The sequence below is a fragment of the Sphingobacterium yanglingense genome (assembly GCF_004363245.1).
Classification (GTDB): Bacteria; Bacteroidota; Bacteroidia; order Sphingobacteriales; family Sphingobacteriaceae; genus Sphingobacterium; species Sphingobacterium yanglingense.
Window position 1 is genome coordinate 1 of the sequence record NZ_SNYV01000013.1, and the last position, 18,781, is coordinate 18,781.

General features: G+C 41.8%; 13 protein-coding genes. 7 read left to right on the plus strand and 6 right to left on the minus strand.

Going from position 1 to position 18,781, the window contains the following annotated elements:
* The first annotated feature begins 58 nt into the window (after positions 1 to 58).
* The 5 genes from CLV99_RS08460 to CLV99_RS08480 all read left to right on the plus strand — a co-directional run bounded on the left by CLV99_RS08460 (position 59) and on the right by CLV99_RS08480 (position 3,801).
* Positions 59 to 436 (plus strand): helix-turn-helix domain-containing protein, encoded by a 378-nt coding sequence (locus CLV99_RS08460; protein WP_133584082.1) that lies wholly within the window; start codon positions 59 to 61, stop codon positions 434 to 436.
* Positions 437 to 1,126: 690 nt separating this feature from the next.
* Positions 1,127 to 1,759: a fibronectin type III domain-containing protein gene (locus CLV99_RS08465; RefSeq protein ID WP_133584083.1), complete on the plus strand. Its 633-nt coding sequence runs from the start codon at positions 1,127 to 1,129 to the stop codon at positions 1,757 to 1,759.
* Between the two features lie 132 nt (positions 1,760 to 1,891).
* The gene (locus CLV99_RS08470; protein ID WP_133584084.1) at positions 1,892 to 2,278 is read left to right on the plus strand and encodes a hypothetical protein; all 387 of its coding nucleotides are present in this window, start codon (positions 1,892 to 1,894) and stop codon (positions 2,276 to 2,278) included.
* Positions 2,279 to 2,334: 56 nt separating this feature from the next.
* Positions 2,335 to 3,270, plus strand: coding sequence for a CHAP domain-containing protein (locus CLV99_RS23380; RefSeq protein ID WP_246032717.1), 936 nt, complete (start codon positions 2,335 to 2,337; stop codon positions 3,268 to 3,270).
* A 63-nt stretch (positions 3,271 to 3,333) separates the two neighbouring features.
* Positions 3,334 to 3,801: a hypothetical protein gene (locus CLV99_RS08480; RefSeq protein WP_133584085.1), complete on the plus strand. Its 468-nt coding sequence runs from the start codon at positions 3,334 to 3,336 to the stop codon at positions 3,799 to 3,801.
* A gap of 48 nt (positions 3,802 to 3,849) precedes the next feature.
* Here the strand turns inward: CLV99_RS08480 and CLV99_RS08485 are convergent, their stop codons facing one another.
* The 6 genes from CLV99_RS08485 to CLV99_RS08510 all read right to left on the minus strand — a co-directional run bounded on the left by CLV99_RS08485 (position 3,850) and on the right by CLV99_RS08510 (position 13,831).
* Entirely contained in the window at positions 3,850 to 5,175 is a 1,326-nt protein-coding gene (locus CLV99_RS08485; protein WP_133584086.1) for a DUF4302 domain-containing protein, read from the minus strand.
* Position 5,176: 1 nt separating this feature from the next.
* On the minus strand, positions 5,177 to 6,553 hold the full coding sequence (locus tag CLV99_RS08490; protein WP_133584087.1) for a zinc-binding metallopeptidase: 1,377 nt from the start codon (positions 6,551 to 6,553) through the stop codon (positions 5,177 to 5,179).
* 10 nt (positions 6,554 to 6,563) lie between these two features.
* Positions 6,564 to 8,066 carry a RagB/SusD family nutrient uptake outer membrane protein gene (locus tag CLV99_RS08495; RefSeq protein WP_133584088.1) on the minus strand — a complete coding sequence of 501 codons (1,503 nt, stop codon included), beginning with the start codon at positions 8,064 to 8,066 and terminating at the stop codon, positions 6,564 to 6,566.
* Positions 8,067 to 8,068: 2 nt separating this feature from the next.
* The gene (locus tag CLV99_RS08500; protein ID WP_211348469.1) at positions 8,069 to 11,665 is read right to left on the minus strand and encodes a SusC/RagA family TonB-linked outer membrane protein; all 3,597 of its coding nucleotides are present in this window, start codon (positions 11,663 to 11,665) and stop codon (positions 8,069 to 8,071) included.
* Between the two features lie 259 nt (positions 11,666 to 11,924).
* Entirely contained in the window at positions 11,925 to 13,148 is a 1,224-nt protein-coding gene (locus CLV99_RS08505; protein ID WP_133584090.1) for a FecR family protein, read from the minus strand.
* An 83-nt stretch (positions 13,149 to 13,231) separates the two neighbouring features.
* Positions 13,232 to 13,831 (minus strand): RNA polymerase sigma factor, encoded by a 600-nt coding sequence (locus tag CLV99_RS08510; RefSeq protein WP_133584091.1) that lies wholly within the window; start codon positions 13,829 to 13,831, stop codon positions 13,232 to 13,234.
* A 439-nt stretch (positions 13,832 to 14,270) separates the two neighbouring features.
* Here CLV99_RS08510 and CLV99_RS08515 point away from each other — a divergent pair, with 439 nt between their 5' ends.
* Both CLV99_RS08515 and CLV99_RS08520 read left to right on the plus strand, forming a co-directional pair.
* Positions 14,271 to 15,623, plus strand: coding sequence for an IPT/TIG domain-containing protein (locus tag CLV99_RS08515; RefSeq protein ID WP_133584092.1), 1,353 nt, complete (start codon positions 14,271 to 14,273; stop codon positions 15,621 to 15,623).
* 18 nt (positions 15,624 to 15,641) lie between these two features.
* Entirely contained in the window at positions 15,642 to 18,770 is a 3,129-nt protein-coding gene (locus tag CLV99_RS08520) for a SusC/RagA family TonB-linked outer membrane protein (RefSeq protein WP_133584093.1), read from the plus strand.
* Positions 18,771 to 18,781: the final 11 nt, after the last annotated feature.

Genomic DNA, 18,781 nt, shown 5'->3' on the forward strand with positions numbered 1-18,781 from the left:
GTTATAACCGCATAGTAGCTATGGCCGGACTTTGACTGTGCATGTCATTTTTATTATTATGAAAGAGATGTTGCAACAGATTATTGATCAACAGAGCCAAACGAATTCTTTGTTGAGCCAGCAGAATGAGATGTTAATGGGGCGCTTGTACCCGGCCGCAGGTAATGCTACCGAACCACAGCGTATACTACCTAATCAAAAACCTGATGTGTTGCCTAGGCACCTAACGGTCAGTGAGGTCATAGATTATTTTGACGTGTCGCAGGCTACATTCTACCGCAATATTAAAAATGTGCTGATCCATCCAGTCAATAAGGTGGGCAATAGGCCTTACTACCTATTTAGTGATGTGGAGGAAGTTATGAAACATATTCCGGCTCATGAAAAAGGGGCCTGGACCTTTAAGAAGCTCAAAAATAGATTAAAAGATGGCTAGAAGGGATTGGTTCTTGATAGCTGTTGATTGCTTTTAGTGAATAAGGGTTCACTTTTCCTAAAAAATTGAACCCTTTTAACAAGGAAGGACCTCCTTGTTGAAAATAAGGAGGTCCATTTTGAGATAAAGGAGATAGAATTTTGTAAAAAGGGGGTACTTGCTGTTAAAAAGGGATTATTTGTTCTGAATAAGTAATCCCTTTTTCTGAAATAGGAACTGCCATTTGTGAATAAGGTGTATCTGATTGATAAATAGTGGCTTGTTTTTTTGTGGAAGTGACCACTATTTGTGTAAAACCTTTCGATTGGTATTAAAAAGGGGACGTAATATCATACGAGGGAAAATGGTTTTGATAATAAGGTGCTCCTTTTTGCTCAATAGGGGCTGTAAATTGGAGATAAGTGCTTCCTTTTTCTTAAAAAGGGGGGCACTTGTTGTGAAAAAGGGAATGGTTGCCCGCGATAATCATTCCCTTTTTGAAGGCAACTGAATGTAGATTTTCTCAGTACAGGATCTTGTTCCTCTCAGTATGCCCTATACTTTATCAGTTTGAAAGAGGGATTCTCTCAGTTCGTCTCAGTCTGTTTTTTTAGGGATAATCCGAGATATGTTTGTGTCATAAGGTCGGCCGCGGCGACCAGTGTTCATTAATTTATTAACAGGGAATATTTCCCAAAAAACATTACAGTTATGCGTACAAAAAGAGTATTGCTAGATTATTCGGGGTTCAAAGATGATGAGTTGAATACCCTGGTCGGGAAGGTCTTGGACTGCCTTACAGATCACGCTGTTTTTACGGATCCGCCGATCGAACTGACTGAGCTGAGTGCACAGATGGTCGATTTTAGAGAAAAGTGGCAGGTGGCAAGTAGAGGGGGAAGTCTGTTAGAGATTTCCGAAAAGAATGATGCTAAAGGTGTATTGGCTGCTAGCTTGAGGGACATCGCTTTTTATGTCAATAAGATGTCGAATGGTTCGCGCTCTAAACTGTTGAGCTCGGGGCTACAGCTTGAAGCTGATCCAAAGGAGGCGCAGGTGCCGAATAAGGTGACAGGTGGAATGTTGGTCGATGGTAAACAACAGAATCAGATGGATATCAAATTCAAACCACAGAAGGAGGCGCTGATTTACGAATATCAGATTGCAGATGGTGTAGATGATGATGGTGCTCCGATATGGAAGGAAACTTTCCAGACGGGCAGCAGTCGAGGCAATATGTATGCGCCTACGGTGCCTGACAGAACCTACTACCTGCGCGTACGTGCCCGCAATAAAAAAGGTATCGGCGATTGGTCGGATGTCTTCTCTCTGAAAGCGAGGTAAATCATCAATGGTTAATTATAGGAAGGGCGGATATGCGTATTCGCCCCCTTTATTAAAACTGGATAACTCGTTCACTTGCGTAGTGCAACGAAGTCCCGACATAGTCGGGAATAACTTCTTAACTTTTATAACATGACAACACTAACAAATAATCCTTCATGGCTGGCTCAGGGCTGGGCGGAAGAACTCACATTAAAAGAAAAGCTGTTCTTTGGCTTTCTATTTCTAAGCATCGGATGGATAGGGATATCGGTCATCCTACAATTGATAGACCCGGCTATAGGTGTGCTGGATTTTGGTACACTGACGGTGGCGGTCTTTGGTCTACTGGTCGGATGGCTCGCTATCTATATCAGTATATGGTTGCAGGAGCTCCTATGGAGCCCCTTTAAATCTTTTCGTAAACGGTTTGCACAACATTTTAACCAATTGACATCATGGCAACAATGTATTATTTACTTCTCAGTTTTCTTTTTATTGCTTTATGCAGTGATAATGGTTATGGAAGTGGTGATGTAAGCTCGCTCAGGCCACAGCTGTCATTGTCCATGACGAGGATTTCATTTTTTTCCTTGATGAAAAAAACGAAACAAAAAAAATCAAGACTTGGGCAATACGACGCTAAATATTTCATGACAGGTCTAAACATCTCGGAGCCGTTACACTTCGCTTCACTTCATCGATATGTTTTTTACGACCATCAAAAAATATTTTTAACGCTGTATCGCCCTAGGTCGTTGGAGGATCAAAAATCAAGAACACGAACGGTCTCACAACCTAGGCCGTTTTATTTAACTAGTGTTAGTAGTCCCTTACAATCAGAAATAATTGACAATTCTTTACGCCTTGCGCAACCTAGGCCAAATGAAGGGGGGAGTGCTAATAAGCCGTTTTATTCAGGAAGTGCTAGGGGGTCTATCTGTACAGTGTCGAAAAACGTCGCCTTCGATATTTTTAAAAATTTGAAGGAAGAGGCACAATCCATTGTTTTAAAAATATCCAGCGACGAGTTTTTGCGTACTTTTTGCGGAAAAAAGTACGAGCCTCGCCACGGCTTGAGTGGCATAAAAGCTAAGCATTCTGGTATGGAAGACAAAAGAAACCTCATTATTAACATTGCTTCTGCTGAACTTGGCGTTCACGAAACTACGGGCAACAACGATGGTCCCCGTGTCGAGGAATATCTCCGTTACACAAACCTAGGCAAGGGATACGAATGGTGTGCTGCATTTGTCTCTTGGTGCTATGGGCAGGCTGGACTTGAGGTTCCACGTAACCCTTGGTCTCCGGCGTTATTTCCCAAAGCTAGGCAGATCGCTAAAGATAAAGCCAGGCCCGCTGACGTGTTCGGGATATATGGGGCCAAAGCCAAACGCATCAATCACGTAGGCTTGGTCAAAGAGCACCATGATGATTATCTGATTACAATCGAAGGCAACAGCAATGATCGGGTGGAATCCCGACGGAGACATCTACGAACCGTGTATGCAGTGGCGGAATGGGTTAAATAGTATTTAGTATCTAGTATTTAGTATGGAGACTGTCAATTTCCTTAATTTTATCACTTCATCATTATGAAACATATCACTCTTGTCCCAATTATCGGGTGCTTCGCTATCATAACCCTCATATCCTTCTTCACTTTTTCTTCTTGCCGAACGCTAAAAGAGAAGGCTGAACAGCAGCAATCAATGGTTCAAAAACATTTTACGGAGACGCAGAGTCGGCAGGCGGCAATGTCGCAGTGGTGGGACAGCACCGGGCGGTACTGGTATTTTACTACAGACAGTGCTTTCTATTACCATCCTGATAGTGGATTGTATGCTGCACAGGGCATGCTGTCTATGAGCGAAAGCAACCTACAGGTACAGCGTCAAGAGCTACTGCTTGATAGTATCCATACAGTTACGGCCCAACAGGAAAGCTACAATGTCTGGAAGACATACTATCGTCGGGTAACAGATAGTATGTGGACGATACTTTTAGTTGTAGTCGTATTATTGGGCTGTGGCTTTCTCTTTAAACGTATAAGACGGATGTGAAGTTGTTACTTACATCCGTCTTAATATTTTATTTTGAATTATTGTGTTCTATTTTAGGTAACCGTAGAAAAAATCAGCGGCATTGCTCTGCGGAGATAATCCACCTAGAGGTTCCGTAACTTTCGAGGAACTACTACTTACCCAGTCAAGTACAAAAGGTCCTTTCAGAATATAATCTTCTAACACACTAAGCTGTGCCAAACGAGAAGTCCAGTTTCCGTTGGAAAAATCTCGCTTTGGATCGGTGAGCTTCAGTAGGTTTTGATTAATGGTGTACGTAAAAGACATATCTGCTATATAATTTGTCGTACCCGATGAGTAGTACACCGTTAGGGTGGCCTGATTTTCTGATATCAATTTAAATTCTATATATCGGATGGTACGTCCACTGCTTGTAAAGTTAGTATTGACTGTCTTCCAAAGGTTATTGAAAGTCGAGTTTACACCATCTGGCAGTGTATTATTGTTGGTGCCAATAATAGAGTATGTCTTTTTAAAACCAAATTGTAGAACAAGAGGAAAAACTGGTGTTGGATTGCTCTGCACCTGGATCTGTTGACCAGCAACGGTCAATATGTAGGTTTTCTTTTCATTATCCCATTTGATTTCTTCTATGTAATTTTTCCCGAGTTCCAAGAAAGGGGCGATTATACCCTCAGGTGTATAAAAAAAGGGCGAAGACAGATTCGTAATGGTCGTACCATCTGCTTCGAGCCAGCTTAAGGTCACCTGGCGGCTTGACTGATCGATAGCAAGCGCTATTTTTTTATTGTCGACCAATATGTAAGGATATTTATGACTATTCATAAACGTCGTCAATAACTGTCTTGACTGTCCTAAGCCACCCTCAAGATAGCTTTTTTGTTCAGCTTCAGTTGCTTTTATGAGAAGAAGCTGAGAAGTGTTTTTATTCCCGATTAACCCTACCGAATCACCACTGAATTTCAGAAAGCTATAATCATTGTCACCAAACAAACCTTGGCCATTAGTTCCTCCATTGACTGATCCCTGAGGATCGGCTAGCATGGAGATGTAATTGTAGGTGTCAAAAATTACACTTGGACGTTGTAACGCTTTTAGGCGATAAGTGCTGGATTGTAACTTCACTGCCGAGTTTCCATCAAAATCAGACAACATACTTACGCGACCGTCTTTATCGAATTGCATAAAAAAAGCAAAGGTCTTTTCTGCCTTTGTAAATAAGGTAGCTTTGTAGCCATACGGGGCTTCTGTCAGAGTCTGTAAACTATTTTCCAGGTAGGTGTTCAGTCGGCTATCTGGATCGTCGAGGATTGGGTCGTCTTCTTTTTTGCAAGCAAAAAACGAAGCAAGTAGGATCACAAACAGGAGACTATGTATTTTTCTTAAATTCATCTTAATAACTATTTTTTAATAAACCATACATATAATTTTCAGGATTATCATCTCTTCGCATCTTGGCATATGGGGTCGGATAAATACCATCATTGGACCAAGAAAAGTGGAATGTCTTACCATCAAAATAATTGATCATTTCGCGCAGATAGGGTAGTACAGCGTTTGCATTGCCACCAGCAGTCGAATTTAGATCTGTTGAAGTCCCTACAAATGCAAAGGTTGTCTTCTTTGTATTTGCATTCTCTACATAGTTAAATTTGAAATCCGCGTTATAGATAGAATTCGGTGAGTTTGGATTCTTATATTTTAAGCGGAGCATCATATTATTCTTGCTGTAATAGATGACATTTACATCTTCAAGGTATCGTCCTACATTGCCATAAGTTCCCAAAGAAGTTGATGCTTTTTCAAAAGTCTCTTTAAACAAGGGAGACCAATTTGGAATATCGGTCGTATTGGATGTGAACAGTACAGACGAAGATCGTTCAAAGCCAAGCTGTTCGAATGCGCTTGGTGGGGGAGATAGCTTATTGATTGCTGCTTCTGTTTTCTTTTGTAGTGCATACAAATCAATATTCCAAGTTTGTCTGAAATAATTCAATACAACCTGTTGTTTCTGACGTATCTTTTCTACTCCCTGCGGATCAGTGATGGATTTGATAATCTCTTCAAAGGGCTCATAACCTTGTGTCAGCATAATTGACGCTATTTCTACAAAGTCTTCATCTGGTCCAGACATGGCATATGAAGAAATAAAGCCAGCTTTGCGAGCATCAGCGACATTCACCTGATTCCAGGTCGAAGTGTAATCGGCCGCTGTAATGGCTTCAAATTCCTTAGGGTACATTACAGTCTGGTGTAAGATGTGTGCAAACTCGTGGTGTATGGTTTTTAGCATTGCCTGCACCAATGCACGGTCTTTCACATCAAACCAATTGACCCGATAAAGGACAATTTTTGCCCCTGCTTCGGCCGTACCCAAGGTAATCGTTCCGGAGGAGTTATACTCTGGGCTACCCACTAACAGATATTGGCGGGGAGCAAATTTCTTGATAAAATCTTCTCCTGCTATTTCTACATAAGGTTCGATCCATCCTTTCATGATCATGTCCATTACAGGAATGATTTTATCCTCTTTTGGCGGGACCAAATTGTTTACAAAACTTACTTCAGAAGCATTCCAACGGTACAAAACATCGATATTATAGGGCTTTGTAAATTGCTGGTAGATATATTGGTCAATTTCATTCTTTACCCATTTCTCCCCACCAAGGCCAACAATATCCTTGTCAAGGTCGTCCTTTTTAGCACATGAAAGGGTAAAAAGGGATAGGGTAAAAAGAAAAATATAATTAATTAATTTATTGATTTTCATAACATATAAATTATTCATTATCAGTACTTGGTCGTGGATTTAGCTCGATATTAGATAGACGGACTTCATCAGGAAGTTGCAATACACGTCTTAGGTCATTGGGAGCCAGCGTAATAGAAGCACTATTATACACTGCATGAGTTACTGGTATTTTGTGGCGTAGAATATCGAACCAACGTAATCCTTCATGCATGAACTCGGCACGTCTGAACTGTAAACAAGATTGGATCAATCCTGCTTTTAGATTTGCATCTGTAAATTCATCCTCGGTGAGATCTTTATAGAAAAAGGTGCGGATTTTGTTTTTATCAATCACACGGGTTCCGTTATAATCAGCAGGCTTGATTCTGTTTTTTGCATAGCCATTCAAATCATTCATAGCTTCTTCATATTGTCCTAAATTGGCATATGCTTCGGCACGACTCAACAAGACCTCTTCTGTGGTGAATAAAGGGACCATATTGTAGCCCACACCCGTTGTTGCATTGATGCTGTTGCGTACAAAATGTTCCATAGACTTTCGGGTATAGTAGGACTGGCTACTGATAGACCAAGTACGGATCGCAGTCAGGGCGCCAACCACTGTATTTCGAGTGATCTCGTTCATCAATGCCGATGTTGTTGAATAGCGGTATTGACGGAAGCGACGTGCCCACCAAGAGGTGGTTTCCGCAATCAGAAGGTTGGCTCGTTCTGTAGATTGCGTGTATGTCCGGGCAAACTCCTCGGAGCCAAAGGCAGCATATTTTCCATTGAGATCACGCATGTTTGCTTCAATGTTTCCTTCAGGAAATGCATGGCCTGCATGAGCCACTACTTTAGGGTAATCGCCTTTGAACAAGTAAAAGCGGACAGCGAAAGCATGAGCTGCCTTTCTAGTAAAGTGGTATGATGGCACTTTATAATTATCAACAATCAACGGCAAACCTGCAGTTAGATCACGCTCAATCTTCTCGTATACGGCACTTACTGTATTACGCTCATAGTTTTTCCAAACCACGGTCTCAGGCACCTCTACATATGGAATGCCCATATCAGAACTGGCGGTGGCTGGATCGTAGAATTTGGAAAATAAACTCACCAGCATAAAATGTGCATATGCTCGTGCGACTAAGGCTTCCCCTTTCTTGGAGGCGTAGCTTGCAGGATCTCCTGCTTCTTGGATTGCTTTTAAGACCTCATTGGCTGCTGCTATGGCGCGGTATGCATTATTCCAATAATAGATCGGCGAATCCTGACCTACGGCATTTACATCCATCCAGGCATAGCTATTGGTATTAATCTCATCATTGGTGGTCATCCCAAAGTTGTCGGTGACATTGTCGCCCATAGCTTCACAAAAAGTGATATAGTTGCCAGAAGGGTAAGCAGACACCAATAACTCAGACAACTTTTCGCCATTGTTGAGAATAGTACGCTGATCGGGTAGAGTGTCCAAGTACTTTTCACAGCTTGAAAAACTCAACGCTAATGCGCAGAGCGTGATAGTATATATATAGCGATTCTTTTTCATCTCTAGATTCCGATTTTTAAGGTTAATGTAAATTGTTTAGGCATGGGATTGGCCACACCGCCTGAATTGAAAAACTCCGGATCCTGACCTTTTAGTTTTTTGTCTGCATAGATCAACCAGATGTTGTTCGCATTAAAGGCTGTAGAAAGGGACTTCACTTTAAGATAGGAACTGATACGCGCCGGTAACTGGTAGTTTAATGCGATGGTTTTTAACCGAACAAAAGAACCATCTACCACTCTTTCTGTCGAGAAATTGTAGTTATTATACGGATAGGTACTGCCCAAGACTTCTTTTATCTGCCCGTCAATAATAGATGGAATATTGGTGGTTGCTTCGTCGCCAGGCATTGTCCAGCGATCTAAAAACTCTCTAGGGGTGGCATCCAGATCACTGTATTCGCTTTTGAATACCCTGTCCAGACGGATCTTATTACCCCATTGGTAGGTTACAAAGACATTTAGTGTAACACCCTTGTAGGAAACCACATTAGATAGACCTCCTGTATAAAGAGGGTCTACAGAGCCTTCCATTTTCAGGTAGTCTGTATTGGTGCTTTGTAGGTATACATGTGGGTTTATTGAACCATTATGATCAATGAAAGTCGGAACCCCAGTAAGTGGATCGAGCCCTTCAAATGCAACGGAATATAAACCTCTAACTGGACCGCCTATTTTTGGTCCCCCTTCGGGAATAACTAAATCAAAGATCCGAGGTAAGCTGCGGAGGTTTTTGATTCTATTCTTGACATAGCCTAAGGTGAAATTGGTACGGTACCTCCAGTCTGATTCGCGAAGCCAGCTCATACCCATGGTGATGTCTATCCCGTTTGAAGTCATATCCGCATAATTCGCCGACTTAGTAGCTTGGCCGCCGATTCCAGAGGTACGTACGGTATTGATCAACTCAAAACCATTCCTGTGGAAATAATCTGCAGATAATGTAAACCTATTTTGGAATATTCCTAGATCAAGTCCCGCATTGGTCTCGTATTGTTTTTCCCAGGTCAGTTCGGCATTCTCTAAAGCTGAGATTACGATTTTGGATTCGATCTCTGAAACATACGGTCTGTTGGTTTGGGTGTTGTTAAAGATCGCTGTAGAGTTGCGCGCATTTCCAATATTGGCCGTTAGACCATAGGTACCACGGAGTTTTAACATGGATATGGCCTCGAAATCCTTCATAAAAGGTTCTTCGTCTATATTCCAGGCTCCGGAAAACGTCCAAGTGGGTAACCATCTTGACTTGCGGGTATTTCCCATCTTATTAGAACCATCGTAGCGGCTGGAGAAACTGAATACATAGCGACTCTTATAATCGTATTGTACATTTCCAAAGAATGAAACAAACCGATCATAGTTGTAGTCCATGCCAAAGTAATTATAATTTCCTTCTAGCATCTGTTTGACAATACGGTAATCAGTGAAGGGAACACCTCCTTTATCATATTGGTAACCGTATCCGTTGTTATAGCTATTCTGGCGGTCTGCAAAACGGATGTCCTGTCCGACAAAGGCATTGATCCGATGACCATCCATAAAATCTGTCTTGTATTGTAAGGTGTGACGCCCATAGTAACTCTTCAGCATATCATCACCACGCAGATAGAAGCCTCCTTCAGGCAAGACAATCTGTTTTTCCTGATACGGTTTGTCAGGGTCATTGTACAAGAAGTTGTTGCGATCCCGGATTGTAGAGTTGTTGGCCGCACGATAGGCACCCGACATATTCGAATATTCAGTAACCATATTCTCTCTACTGCTCTTAACATATCTTACAGATCCTAATGCTTTATACTCTAGGTTTTTGAGGATCTTTACACCCAGTTCTCCTTGAATCTTAAAGTCTACCATGTTTACCTGGATCTTATTGTTTTCCAGTTCATGGATGATATTAAATGGTGCGTAGTTGCGGGTGAAAAATTCGAGGTCACCATTTTCATCGTATGGTGTGAGTGTGCGACTTGTATTTAATGCGTACGAATAGGGGTTGATATCAAAGTTACGCGTATATTCACCGCGTACCACGTCATTTTCCCTTGCTAATGTTCCAGGTACTTTCTGATCCCGTAAGGAGCCATTCACAATAACACCAGCCGTTACGCGGTCTCCGATTTTGTATTCCGAACGCATATTTCCGGTAAATCGTTTTACATTATCAGCAATAGTATAGCCATTATCGTCGTAATAACTGCCCGAAAAATAATGACTGGCTTTATCAGTCCCCGATGAAATGGAGATTGAATGCTCCTGTACAAAGGAGTTGCGGAACAAGACATCAAACCAATTGGTATTGGCCTTGGCGTAGCGGTTCAAAAATTGTTCTCTAGCTTCGGTTGTGTTCTCTAGAAGAAATTTTCCTGTAGACTCATCGTATGTGTTAATAAGATTGTACATTTTGGTGTAAACCCCACCGTTTGCTTTACGGAGTGCAGGAGCAAGGTTAAGTAATCCCTTACGATCCATCTCAGAGTATACTGACATCTGGTCTGCAGAGTTCATGATATTGAACGTAGAATAGGAAGGTTTTAGGTAGGTAGAGAAGTTTCCCGTATAGTTTACAACGGGTGCACCAACTTTTCCTTTTTTGGTGGTGATCACTACTACACCATTCATCGCACGTGCACCATATAGGGCTGTTGCCGATGCGTCTTTTAGGATTTCGAAAGACTCGATATCTTCTGCGTTGATACCTGCGACCGAAGAACCAATTAAGGTAAGTGCGTCTCCACTTGACAATTGGTCATTGGAGATATTTACGATATCTTCTAGCACGACCCCATCAACAACCCATAGAGGTTTGTTATCTCCAGTAATTGAGGTGGCTCCACGAACCCTTATTTTAGGAGCCGAACCGAAGGTGCCGGAGACGTTCTGTACGGAAACCCCCGCAACACGACCTTCCAACATCCGTCCGATATCTGTCATTCCCTCAATCTTTGTATCTGCCATCTTTACCGAAGCGGAAGCACCGGTGAATAGCTTTTTGCTTATGTTCTGAAATCCCGTGACGACGACTTCTTCCATTTCGTTGTCACTCAATCGCATTACTACCCGAAGTGGAGATTCTTGATAAGGGAGTGTTACAGCGGTGTAACCAAGCATATTGATGCGTAGGCTGGCATTTTTTCCCTGTACGCGGATATGAAAAGCCCCATTGCCATCGGTAATCGTTGTTAGAGTAGCTCCGACTTCAGTAACCGTCGCACCAGCAACTGGTTTTCCTTGCTCATCAACGACTTTTCCTGACATTTCAAGTTGCTGTGCGGCCTGCAAACGTTTTGTTGCTTCGTCGACAGTGGACTCTTTACGTGGTGCAATTGTTATGATTTTGTTATTCAGGCTATAACCGAAAGGTTGTTGTGCAAAGATGGCATCCAGTGCCTGCTGTATAGGCGCATTTTTCAGCTCTATAGAAACTGTCTTTGCTTTACTTAGGTATGCCGCGTTAATGAAAAAATCATAAGTCGTTTGTTTTTGTACCTCATTAAGAGCCTGCTTCAGCGGGACGTTCTTCAGCGACAAGCTAACGTGTTGAGCCATAGTGTTGCCCATGGCCTGTAAGTTAATACACAGAAATATAAAAAATGTTAATCGCATACAGATCAAACTAATAGAACGGGTGAAATCTATTTTTTTACTATTTTTTCGGTGAAATGGAACAGTAGATACTGTTATATCTTCCATAATTATTTAATTGGATTGCACAAATACAGGATACCAAATCCATTGATATCTTTATATTTGTACAATAAGGTTAGTTATTCTGTTTACTTATTCAGTGTGAAAACCTTAGCTTATGTTCCAAGGGTGTTGCAACCACCCTTGGTTCAATATATTACTAAGGACAAAGTAGAGTTTACATGTCCATAAATATCCTCCTTCCTTTCATTGAAAACTTATAGGATGTATTTACCGATAATACTGTCAGCAGCTGATCTAAAGCTACATTTTTTGACAAGCTACCTTCAATTAGGATTGGAGGGATAGCTCCATTGTGGACGAACTCAATATCATACCAGCGCTCAATATCGCGCAAGACTTCCTCCAAGGGAGCTCTTGAAAAAATAAACCGATTTTGAATCCAGCCTACATATTCCTCTGTTCGTACAGCTTGCACGTGGATCTGTTGGTTATGAACAGTTGCCTGTTCACCAGGTTTAAGCAGAATACTCTTAGGTGTAGGAGCATCGTCTAGGCGTACGTTGACAGCACCTTCTATGAGGGTGGTTGCCATTGAATTTTCTTCTGGATAAGATTTGATATTGAATGTGGTTCCCAATACTTCTACAGCTTGGTTTGCAGTGTGTACGACAAAAGGAGCTGCAGGGTTCTTGACCACTTCAAAATATCCCTCTCCCTCTAGATATACCTCGCGTTTTCCGGCTTTAAATGCCAGCGGGAAACGTAGTGTCGATTCTGAATTTAAATACACCTTGGTGCCATCTTCCAATAAAAACTTGGTAAATCCGCCTTTAGAGGTGTGGATTCTATTCATCTGTTGGTTAGCCTGCTGTTGGGCTTGGTTCGTATATAACAATTTGAGTTCTCCTGTTTCGGCCCGGACGATATGAATATCCTCGTCTTGATATACGGTGCCTGGCACATTTTCCTGTATTACGACAACCTTTCCATCAGGTAGTGTAATTTTAGAAATGTTTTCTGAAGAATAGACTGTCGAAGGTGAAGTAATCGGCAATTCATCAGGAGAGGGAGGGGCTGCAAGGTACCAATAAAGCCCAAAGACGGCCAAGAGAGAGGCTGCCACACCGGTCAAGATGCGAAATTGTAATGTACGCTTATTCCCCTTGGGAGATAAGGTGGCCATTGGAATTGCTCCCTGGCTTGTTGCTATGTCAATATTTTCCCATAGCTTGTTCAGCTTGCCATGCCATAAATTGGGGCTTTTATCTGTAATCTGTTTCCAGTCTGAATCCTCGATCCCCAAGATTGTTAGGTAAGCAACAAGCTCATCCTTATCTACCTGTTGTAGCTCTTCCAGAAAAGCGTCTAAGGAATGCTGGTCCAATTGATTGGATAGAAAACGGACTACATTATGTTTAAATTCCGTGGTTAGTGGCATAACAAATTAAGGTTTAACAAAAGTTAATTTAATAAGAATACGAAGTGAAAGAGAGAAACACACTATTGGGAAAGTGTGTTTTTTTAAAAAAAGATATAAATATTTGGTATTAAGAGGGTTAAAATGATGGCGTCTTTGTGCTTATTGAACTCTTCACGTAAGGTCTTAACACCCATGACCAGTTGGTTGCTGACGGTTGATGTAGAGATTCCCAGCTCATCAGCGACTTCTTGGTAAGAGTAACCTTCTAGTTTACAGCGTGTAAAGATTAAGCGTCGTTGCGGTGGGAGAGAGTCTAGTAGTTGGTCAATTAATACCGCTTTTTCTTTGATTAAAAACTGTTCTTCAACTGATAGCGCTAGTTCATTCATCTGTTGGTACAGATGTTGTTTTTTGCGTTCTTGCTGCGCAATCTGACGGAGGGTGTCAATGCAGAGGTTGGAAGCGATCTGAAAGATGTAAGCATCAAATAGTTTCTCTTCGTCAATCTGCTCACGGTTATTCCAAATACGTACAAAAGTGAGCTGTAAAACATCGTCGGCAAGATCTACATCCTTTACAACTTTGAAGATAAATGAATAGAGCCGCTGTGCATAAGCATGATAGATCTTTTTGAACGACAAGTAATCGCCTTTTCTTAACTCTATCAGTACTTTTTTATCTACTTGACCCGCGCTCTTCATAACTTAGTTTATTATAAAGATAGTTTTATTTTCCCTTATAAGAAAAGTGTTCATGGAAAGATTGGACTAACTTATAAAAAGTAGGTCTAATCCTTTTAGCAGAGCCTAATCCAAGAAGACTGTTTTCGCTGTTTCTACTTTTATCTTTCATTTTGTTTCTTTTGTTGATCTCCTCACTTAAAACCAAAATAGAGTTTACGCTAACTTAATATAAGATTAATGATATGATAATTGCCTTTATTGGGCTTTTGTTGGGGGGCTGTGTAGTTTTGCAGCGTTAAAAATATAACACCACAAACTGATATTAACTTGTATTGTATGTTTCTGATAGTTTCGGATTTTATTGAGAAGTTTTTGTTTTGTTTCTTTTTTGTCCAGAGTGATTTTAGAAATGAAGCTTACTCCCTAACCTTTGAGCATAATTAACCCCATATATGTTATGAAAAAACGTAATCTATTGACATTTCCTTTGGTGTTTTTGCTGTTTTTCTCTTCTTGTAAAGAGGATTCTGCATCAACACAGAGTGAGCATGATCCCAACAAACCGATCGTGCTGACCTCATTTTACCCTGCAGAAGGTGGGGCAAAAGACAAAATCCTATTGAATGGTGAGAATTTTGGTTCTGACCCAAAGAAAATCAAAGTTTATTTTAACAACGCCAAAGCAGCTGTCGTGTCAGCTAGTGGAGGTCGTGTGTATGCTATCGTCCCTCGTTTGCCGGGAGAAAATCCAAAGATATCGGTAGTAATCGGTAAGGATTCTGTAGTATATGATAATACATTCTCCTATCATGTACAGGCACAGGTGACTACAGTTACAGGAACAGGATCTCGCGAATTTATTGCGGGTACTCTTGACCAAGCGCGCGTTTGTGCCAAATACCTGGAACTGGATGCAGAAGGTAATCTATTTATGACCTGGCGGGACGGTAAAGACAACGCGAAATTTGGTGTCGGACGTGTCAGTGAAAAGGAGAATCTAGTTACAGCCATGTATCAGGTAAAGGAAAGTCCCTATCCTTATGCGAATGGAGTTACTGTAGATAGGAAGACAGGAGTAATGACGGTCTCACATGAGTCCGTTGTTGAAACATTTTTCTCGTTCGATCCTATCGAAGGTTGGTATCCGCGTCAGCGTAATGCCAAATTTGCGCAGGCCCATGGTATACCCAATGGGGATCAATATATGAACTTTATTACTTTCAGTCCTTATGATGGTTATCTCTACAGCCGCTCGCGTGATGGAAGTGTGATCAAGATACATCCAGATACGTACGAAGCGACACTGGTTCATAAAGGATCAAAAGCTGCAGGTTCTACATGGCCATATGGATCGCAGTATGGACAGGGGATCAACCCGGCCAAACCATGGGAGCTGTGGATGACACTGCACTCGAATGCGAGTCCGATAGAATATCGCCAGGGACTTATGGTACTGGACCTACGTCCGGAGCATATCGGTAAAGGTTTCCGGCGTGTGAACGGTACAGGTGGTAGCGACCATCGGGACGGACCGATCGAAGACGCGATATTCAACTATCCAAAGGATATTAAGTTTGATAATGCTGGTAATATGTTCATAGCAGATTCGGGCAATCAATGTATCCGTATGGTATCTGCCGATGGAATCGTTACGACTGTAGCAGGTCAGCCTAAGGTCAAAGGTTATAGGGATGGTGGTCCGTTGGAGTCGATGTTCAATGAGCCATGGGGAGTGGCAGTCAACGAACAGGGCGAAATCTATATTGCTGACTATGGTAACTCACGAATTCGCAAACTAGTTATTGAATAATTAACCTAATTCTATATCATGAGGATTATTTATATTCTGTGTATGCTACCGCTATGCCTATGGTTTACGGGGGTGTCTGCACAACAAACAGAAGAATTGATAATTACAGGTACTGTTGTCAATGAAAAAAGTGTACCTGTACAAAGTGTTTCTGTATACATAAAGGATAGACCGGCAGGTGCTGCATCTACCGATCAGAACGGAAAATTCAGCATTAAAGCGATATATGGCGATATGTTGGTATTCAGTTATGTAGGTTACGAATCGATAGAGCATCTCGTTACAAAGTCTGAAGCTAATTTGAGTATTAAACTTGCAGACAAAAGTCTTGATGTGGAAGAGGTGGTAGTGGTCGGTCTAGGGGCTACGCAACGGAAAATCAGTTCAGTCGGGGCTATCACTACGGTAGATGTCAAGCAGCTGCAGAGTCCCGCTCCGTCGATGTCGAATCTCTTGGGTGGACGCGCTGCGGGAGTAATCTCAATGCAGACGTCCGGAGAGCCGGGTGCTAATATTGCCGATTTCTGGATACGTGGAATCGGTACATTTGGGGCTAATAGTAGCGCCCTAGTACTTATTGATGGATTGGAAGGTGATTTAAATACCATCGACCCTGCCGATGTGGAGAGCTTCTCTATCTTGAAAGATGCGTCGGCTACAGCAGTGTACGGTGTACGTGGTGCGAATGGGGTGGTTTTAATAACCACTAAAAGAGGTACGGTAGACCGTATACAGATTACTGCTCGAGCTAACTCTACACTCTCTACGCTTAATAGGTTGCCTAAATATCTAGGAGCTTATGACTATGCAAAGCTAGCTAATGAAGCAGCTTTCTCGCGTGGAGAATCACCAGTATATAATCCGACGGAATTGGGGATTATTGAGCATGGACTGGACCCGGATATGTACCCTGATGTGGATTGGCAGAAGGAGATCTTGAACAACAGCTTCTGGCGCCAGAGTTACTATGCCTCAGGGCGTGGTGGATCGGAAATAGCACGTTACTTCTTGAGTCTCGGTGGAAAAAGTGAAACGGCTGCCTATAAAGTAGATAAAAACAGCCCCTATAGTTCCAATGTAGGATTCAATACCTATAATTATCGTGTAAACTTGGATTTGAACCTAACTAAAACGACCAAAGTATATCTTGGCTCGGACGGGTATTTATCCAGATTATTACAGCCGGGTATCTCAAATACGGATTATATATGGGGGGCACAATCTAGTCTGACCCCACTGTCGGTGCCTACAAAATATTCTAATGGCTTGTTTCCTGCTGCAGGAGGTGGGGAGCTTTCCTCTCCTTATGTATTGATCAATCGCACAGGCCGTGCTTCGGAGGAGTGGTACAAAGGTAAGACTACACTCGCTATAGATCAAGATCTTACTAGCCTATTAGATGGTCTTAAATTCCGCATGCAGGGAGCCTATGATATTCATAGTAATTTTGAGGAGCGACGTTGGGTACAACCGGCTCTTTATCAAGCTATGGGTCGTAATTATGATGGATCGCTTATTATGAAGGAAACGGTGCAGGAACGTTCAGCGATCTACGGTAAATCATTAAGACAGTTTCGTAAATACCATTTCGAAACTACCCTTAACTACGATCAGAAATTCGGAGAAGATCACCGCACGTCGGCATTGCTGTATTATTATATGAGTGACTCCAAAGACACTAAATATGCAACAAATAATCTTACGGCTATTCCTGAACGCTATCAAGGGGTATCCAGTCGCTTGACTTATGGATTTAGAGATACTTACTTATTGGATGTCAACTTCGGGTATACAGGATCAGAAAACTTTCAGCCTGGACGTCAATATGGTTTCTTTCCTTCCGTAGCTTTAGGTTGGGTACCGACCGGTTATAAGTATGTACAGGAAAAAGCACCTTGGTTGGATTATTTTAAGATCAGAGCTTCTTATGGTACAGTAGGTAATGACCGTATTATTGACGGTGTCCGGTTTCCATATTTGACGAAAGCGGATCAGTATTTCAGCAATGTATGGGGAATAGGAGGTGTAGAAACGATAACCGAAACCCGTATTGGAGCTGATAACCTGGCTTGGGAAAGGTCGATTAAGTCAAATCTGGGAATTGAAGGTAAATTGTTCAATAACAAGATTGACTTTGTGGTAGACTTCTTTAAAGATCAACGTAACGGTATATTCCAGCCCCGTGTGCAGGTGCCTGAATATGTAGGGGTTATTTCCAACCCTTGGGCTAATGTCGGACGGATGTGGAGTGCCGGAGCGGATGGTAATATTAGTTACAATATGCAGATAAATCAGGATATGGGATTTACGGTGCGTGGTAATTTTACCTACTCTAAGAATATGGTGCAGAACTGGGAGCAGCCTTATATGGAGTATTCATACCTAGAGTACAATGGATTCCCTTATGGTTCTATCCGTGGTTATCAGGCGCTTGGTTTGTTTAAGGATGAAGATGATGTCAAGTATAGTCCGAAACAAACTTTTGGAACGGTATTGCCCGGTGATATTAAATATAAAGATGTAAACGGAGACGGAGTAATCAACTCGCTGGATAAAGTGCCATTGACGCACAACGATTATCCATTAACAATGTTCGGATTTGGTGGTGAGTTTCGCTACAAAAATCTATCGGTAGGGGTTTTATTTAAAGGAACAGGTAGTACACCTTTCTACTACGTGGGAATGCCTAAAACATATAAGAATGTAACAGAGATCAATGGCAAGGGGTATATGCCGTTCTATAACGGTAGTGAAGGTAATGTAATTACTTTGGCCAATGATCCTGCCAATCGCTGGATACCTCGCGAATATGCTTTGCAGGAAGGAATGGATCTATCTCTAGCAGAAAATCCGGATGCCCGTTTTCCTCGTTTGCAATACGGTAAAAATGAAAACAATACGCAATTGTCCACATTCTGGAAGGATGATGCGCGCTACATAAGACTACAGGAGCTAACGGTTAATTATCGGGTTAACCCTAATTTTCTTAAACGCGTAGGGGTTAAATCTATGGATCTACAGTTTGTAGGAAATAACCTGTACATCTGGGATAATGTCAAAATATTTGATCCTGAACAGGCTGCCTGGAATGGACGTAAATATCCAATACCATCCACTTATTCGGTGCAGGTATATGTTAATTTTTAATACGATTAGAT

Excerpts from the sequence above, each read along its gene's own strand:
- CLV99_RS08460 (WP_133584082.1), top strand. The coding sequence starts at position 59 with ATGAAAGAGATGTTGCAACAGATTATTGATCAACAGAGCCAAACGAAT.
- CLV99_RS08465 (WP_133584083.1), top strand. The coding sequence starts at position 1,127 with ATGCGTACAAAAAGAGTATTGCTAGATTATTCGGGGTTCAAAGATGAT.
- CLV99_RS08470 (WP_133584084.1), top strand. The coding sequence starts at position 1,892 with ATGACAACACTAACAAATAATCCTTCATGGCTGGCTCAGGGCTGGGCG.
- CLV99_RS23380 (WP_246032717.1), top strand. The coding sequence starts at position 2,335 with ATGAAAAAAACGAAACAAAAAAAATCAAGACTTGGGCAATACGACGCT.
- CLV99_RS08480 (WP_133584085.1), top strand. The coding sequence starts at position 3,334 with ATGAAACATATCACTCTTGTCCCAATTATCGGGTGCTTCGCTATCATA.
- CLV99_RS08485 (WP_133584086.1), bottom strand. The coding sequence starts at position 5,175 with ATGAATTTAAGAAAAATACATAGTCTCCTGTTTGTGATCCTACTTGCT.
- CLV99_RS08490 (WP_133584087.1), bottom strand. The coding sequence starts at position 6,553 with ATGAAAATCAATAAATTAATTAATTATATTTTTCTTTTTACCCTATCC.
- CLV99_RS08495 (WP_133584088.1), bottom strand. The coding sequence starts at position 8,066 with ATGAAAAAGAATCGCTATATATATACTATCACGCTCTGCGCATTAGCG.
- CLV99_RS08500 (WP_211348469.1), bottom strand. The coding sequence starts at position 11,665 with ATGCGATTAACATTTTTTATATTTCTGTGTATTAACTTACAGGCCATG.
- CLV99_RS08505 (WP_133584090.1), bottom strand. The coding sequence starts at position 13,148 with ATGCCACTAACCACGGAATTTAAACATAATGTAGTCCGTTTTCTATCC.
- CLV99_RS08510 (WP_133584091.1), bottom strand. The coding sequence starts at position 13,831 with ATGAAGAGCGCGGGTCAAGTAGATAAAAAAGTACTGATAGAGTTAAGA.
- CLV99_RS08515 (WP_133584092.1), top strand. The coding sequence starts at position 14,271 with ATGAAAAAACGTAATCTATTGACATTTCCTTTGGTGTTTTTGCTGTTT.
- CLV99_RS08520 (WP_133584093.1), top strand. The coding sequence starts at position 15,642 with ATGAGGATTATTTATATTCTGTGTATGCTACCGCTATGCCTATGGTTT.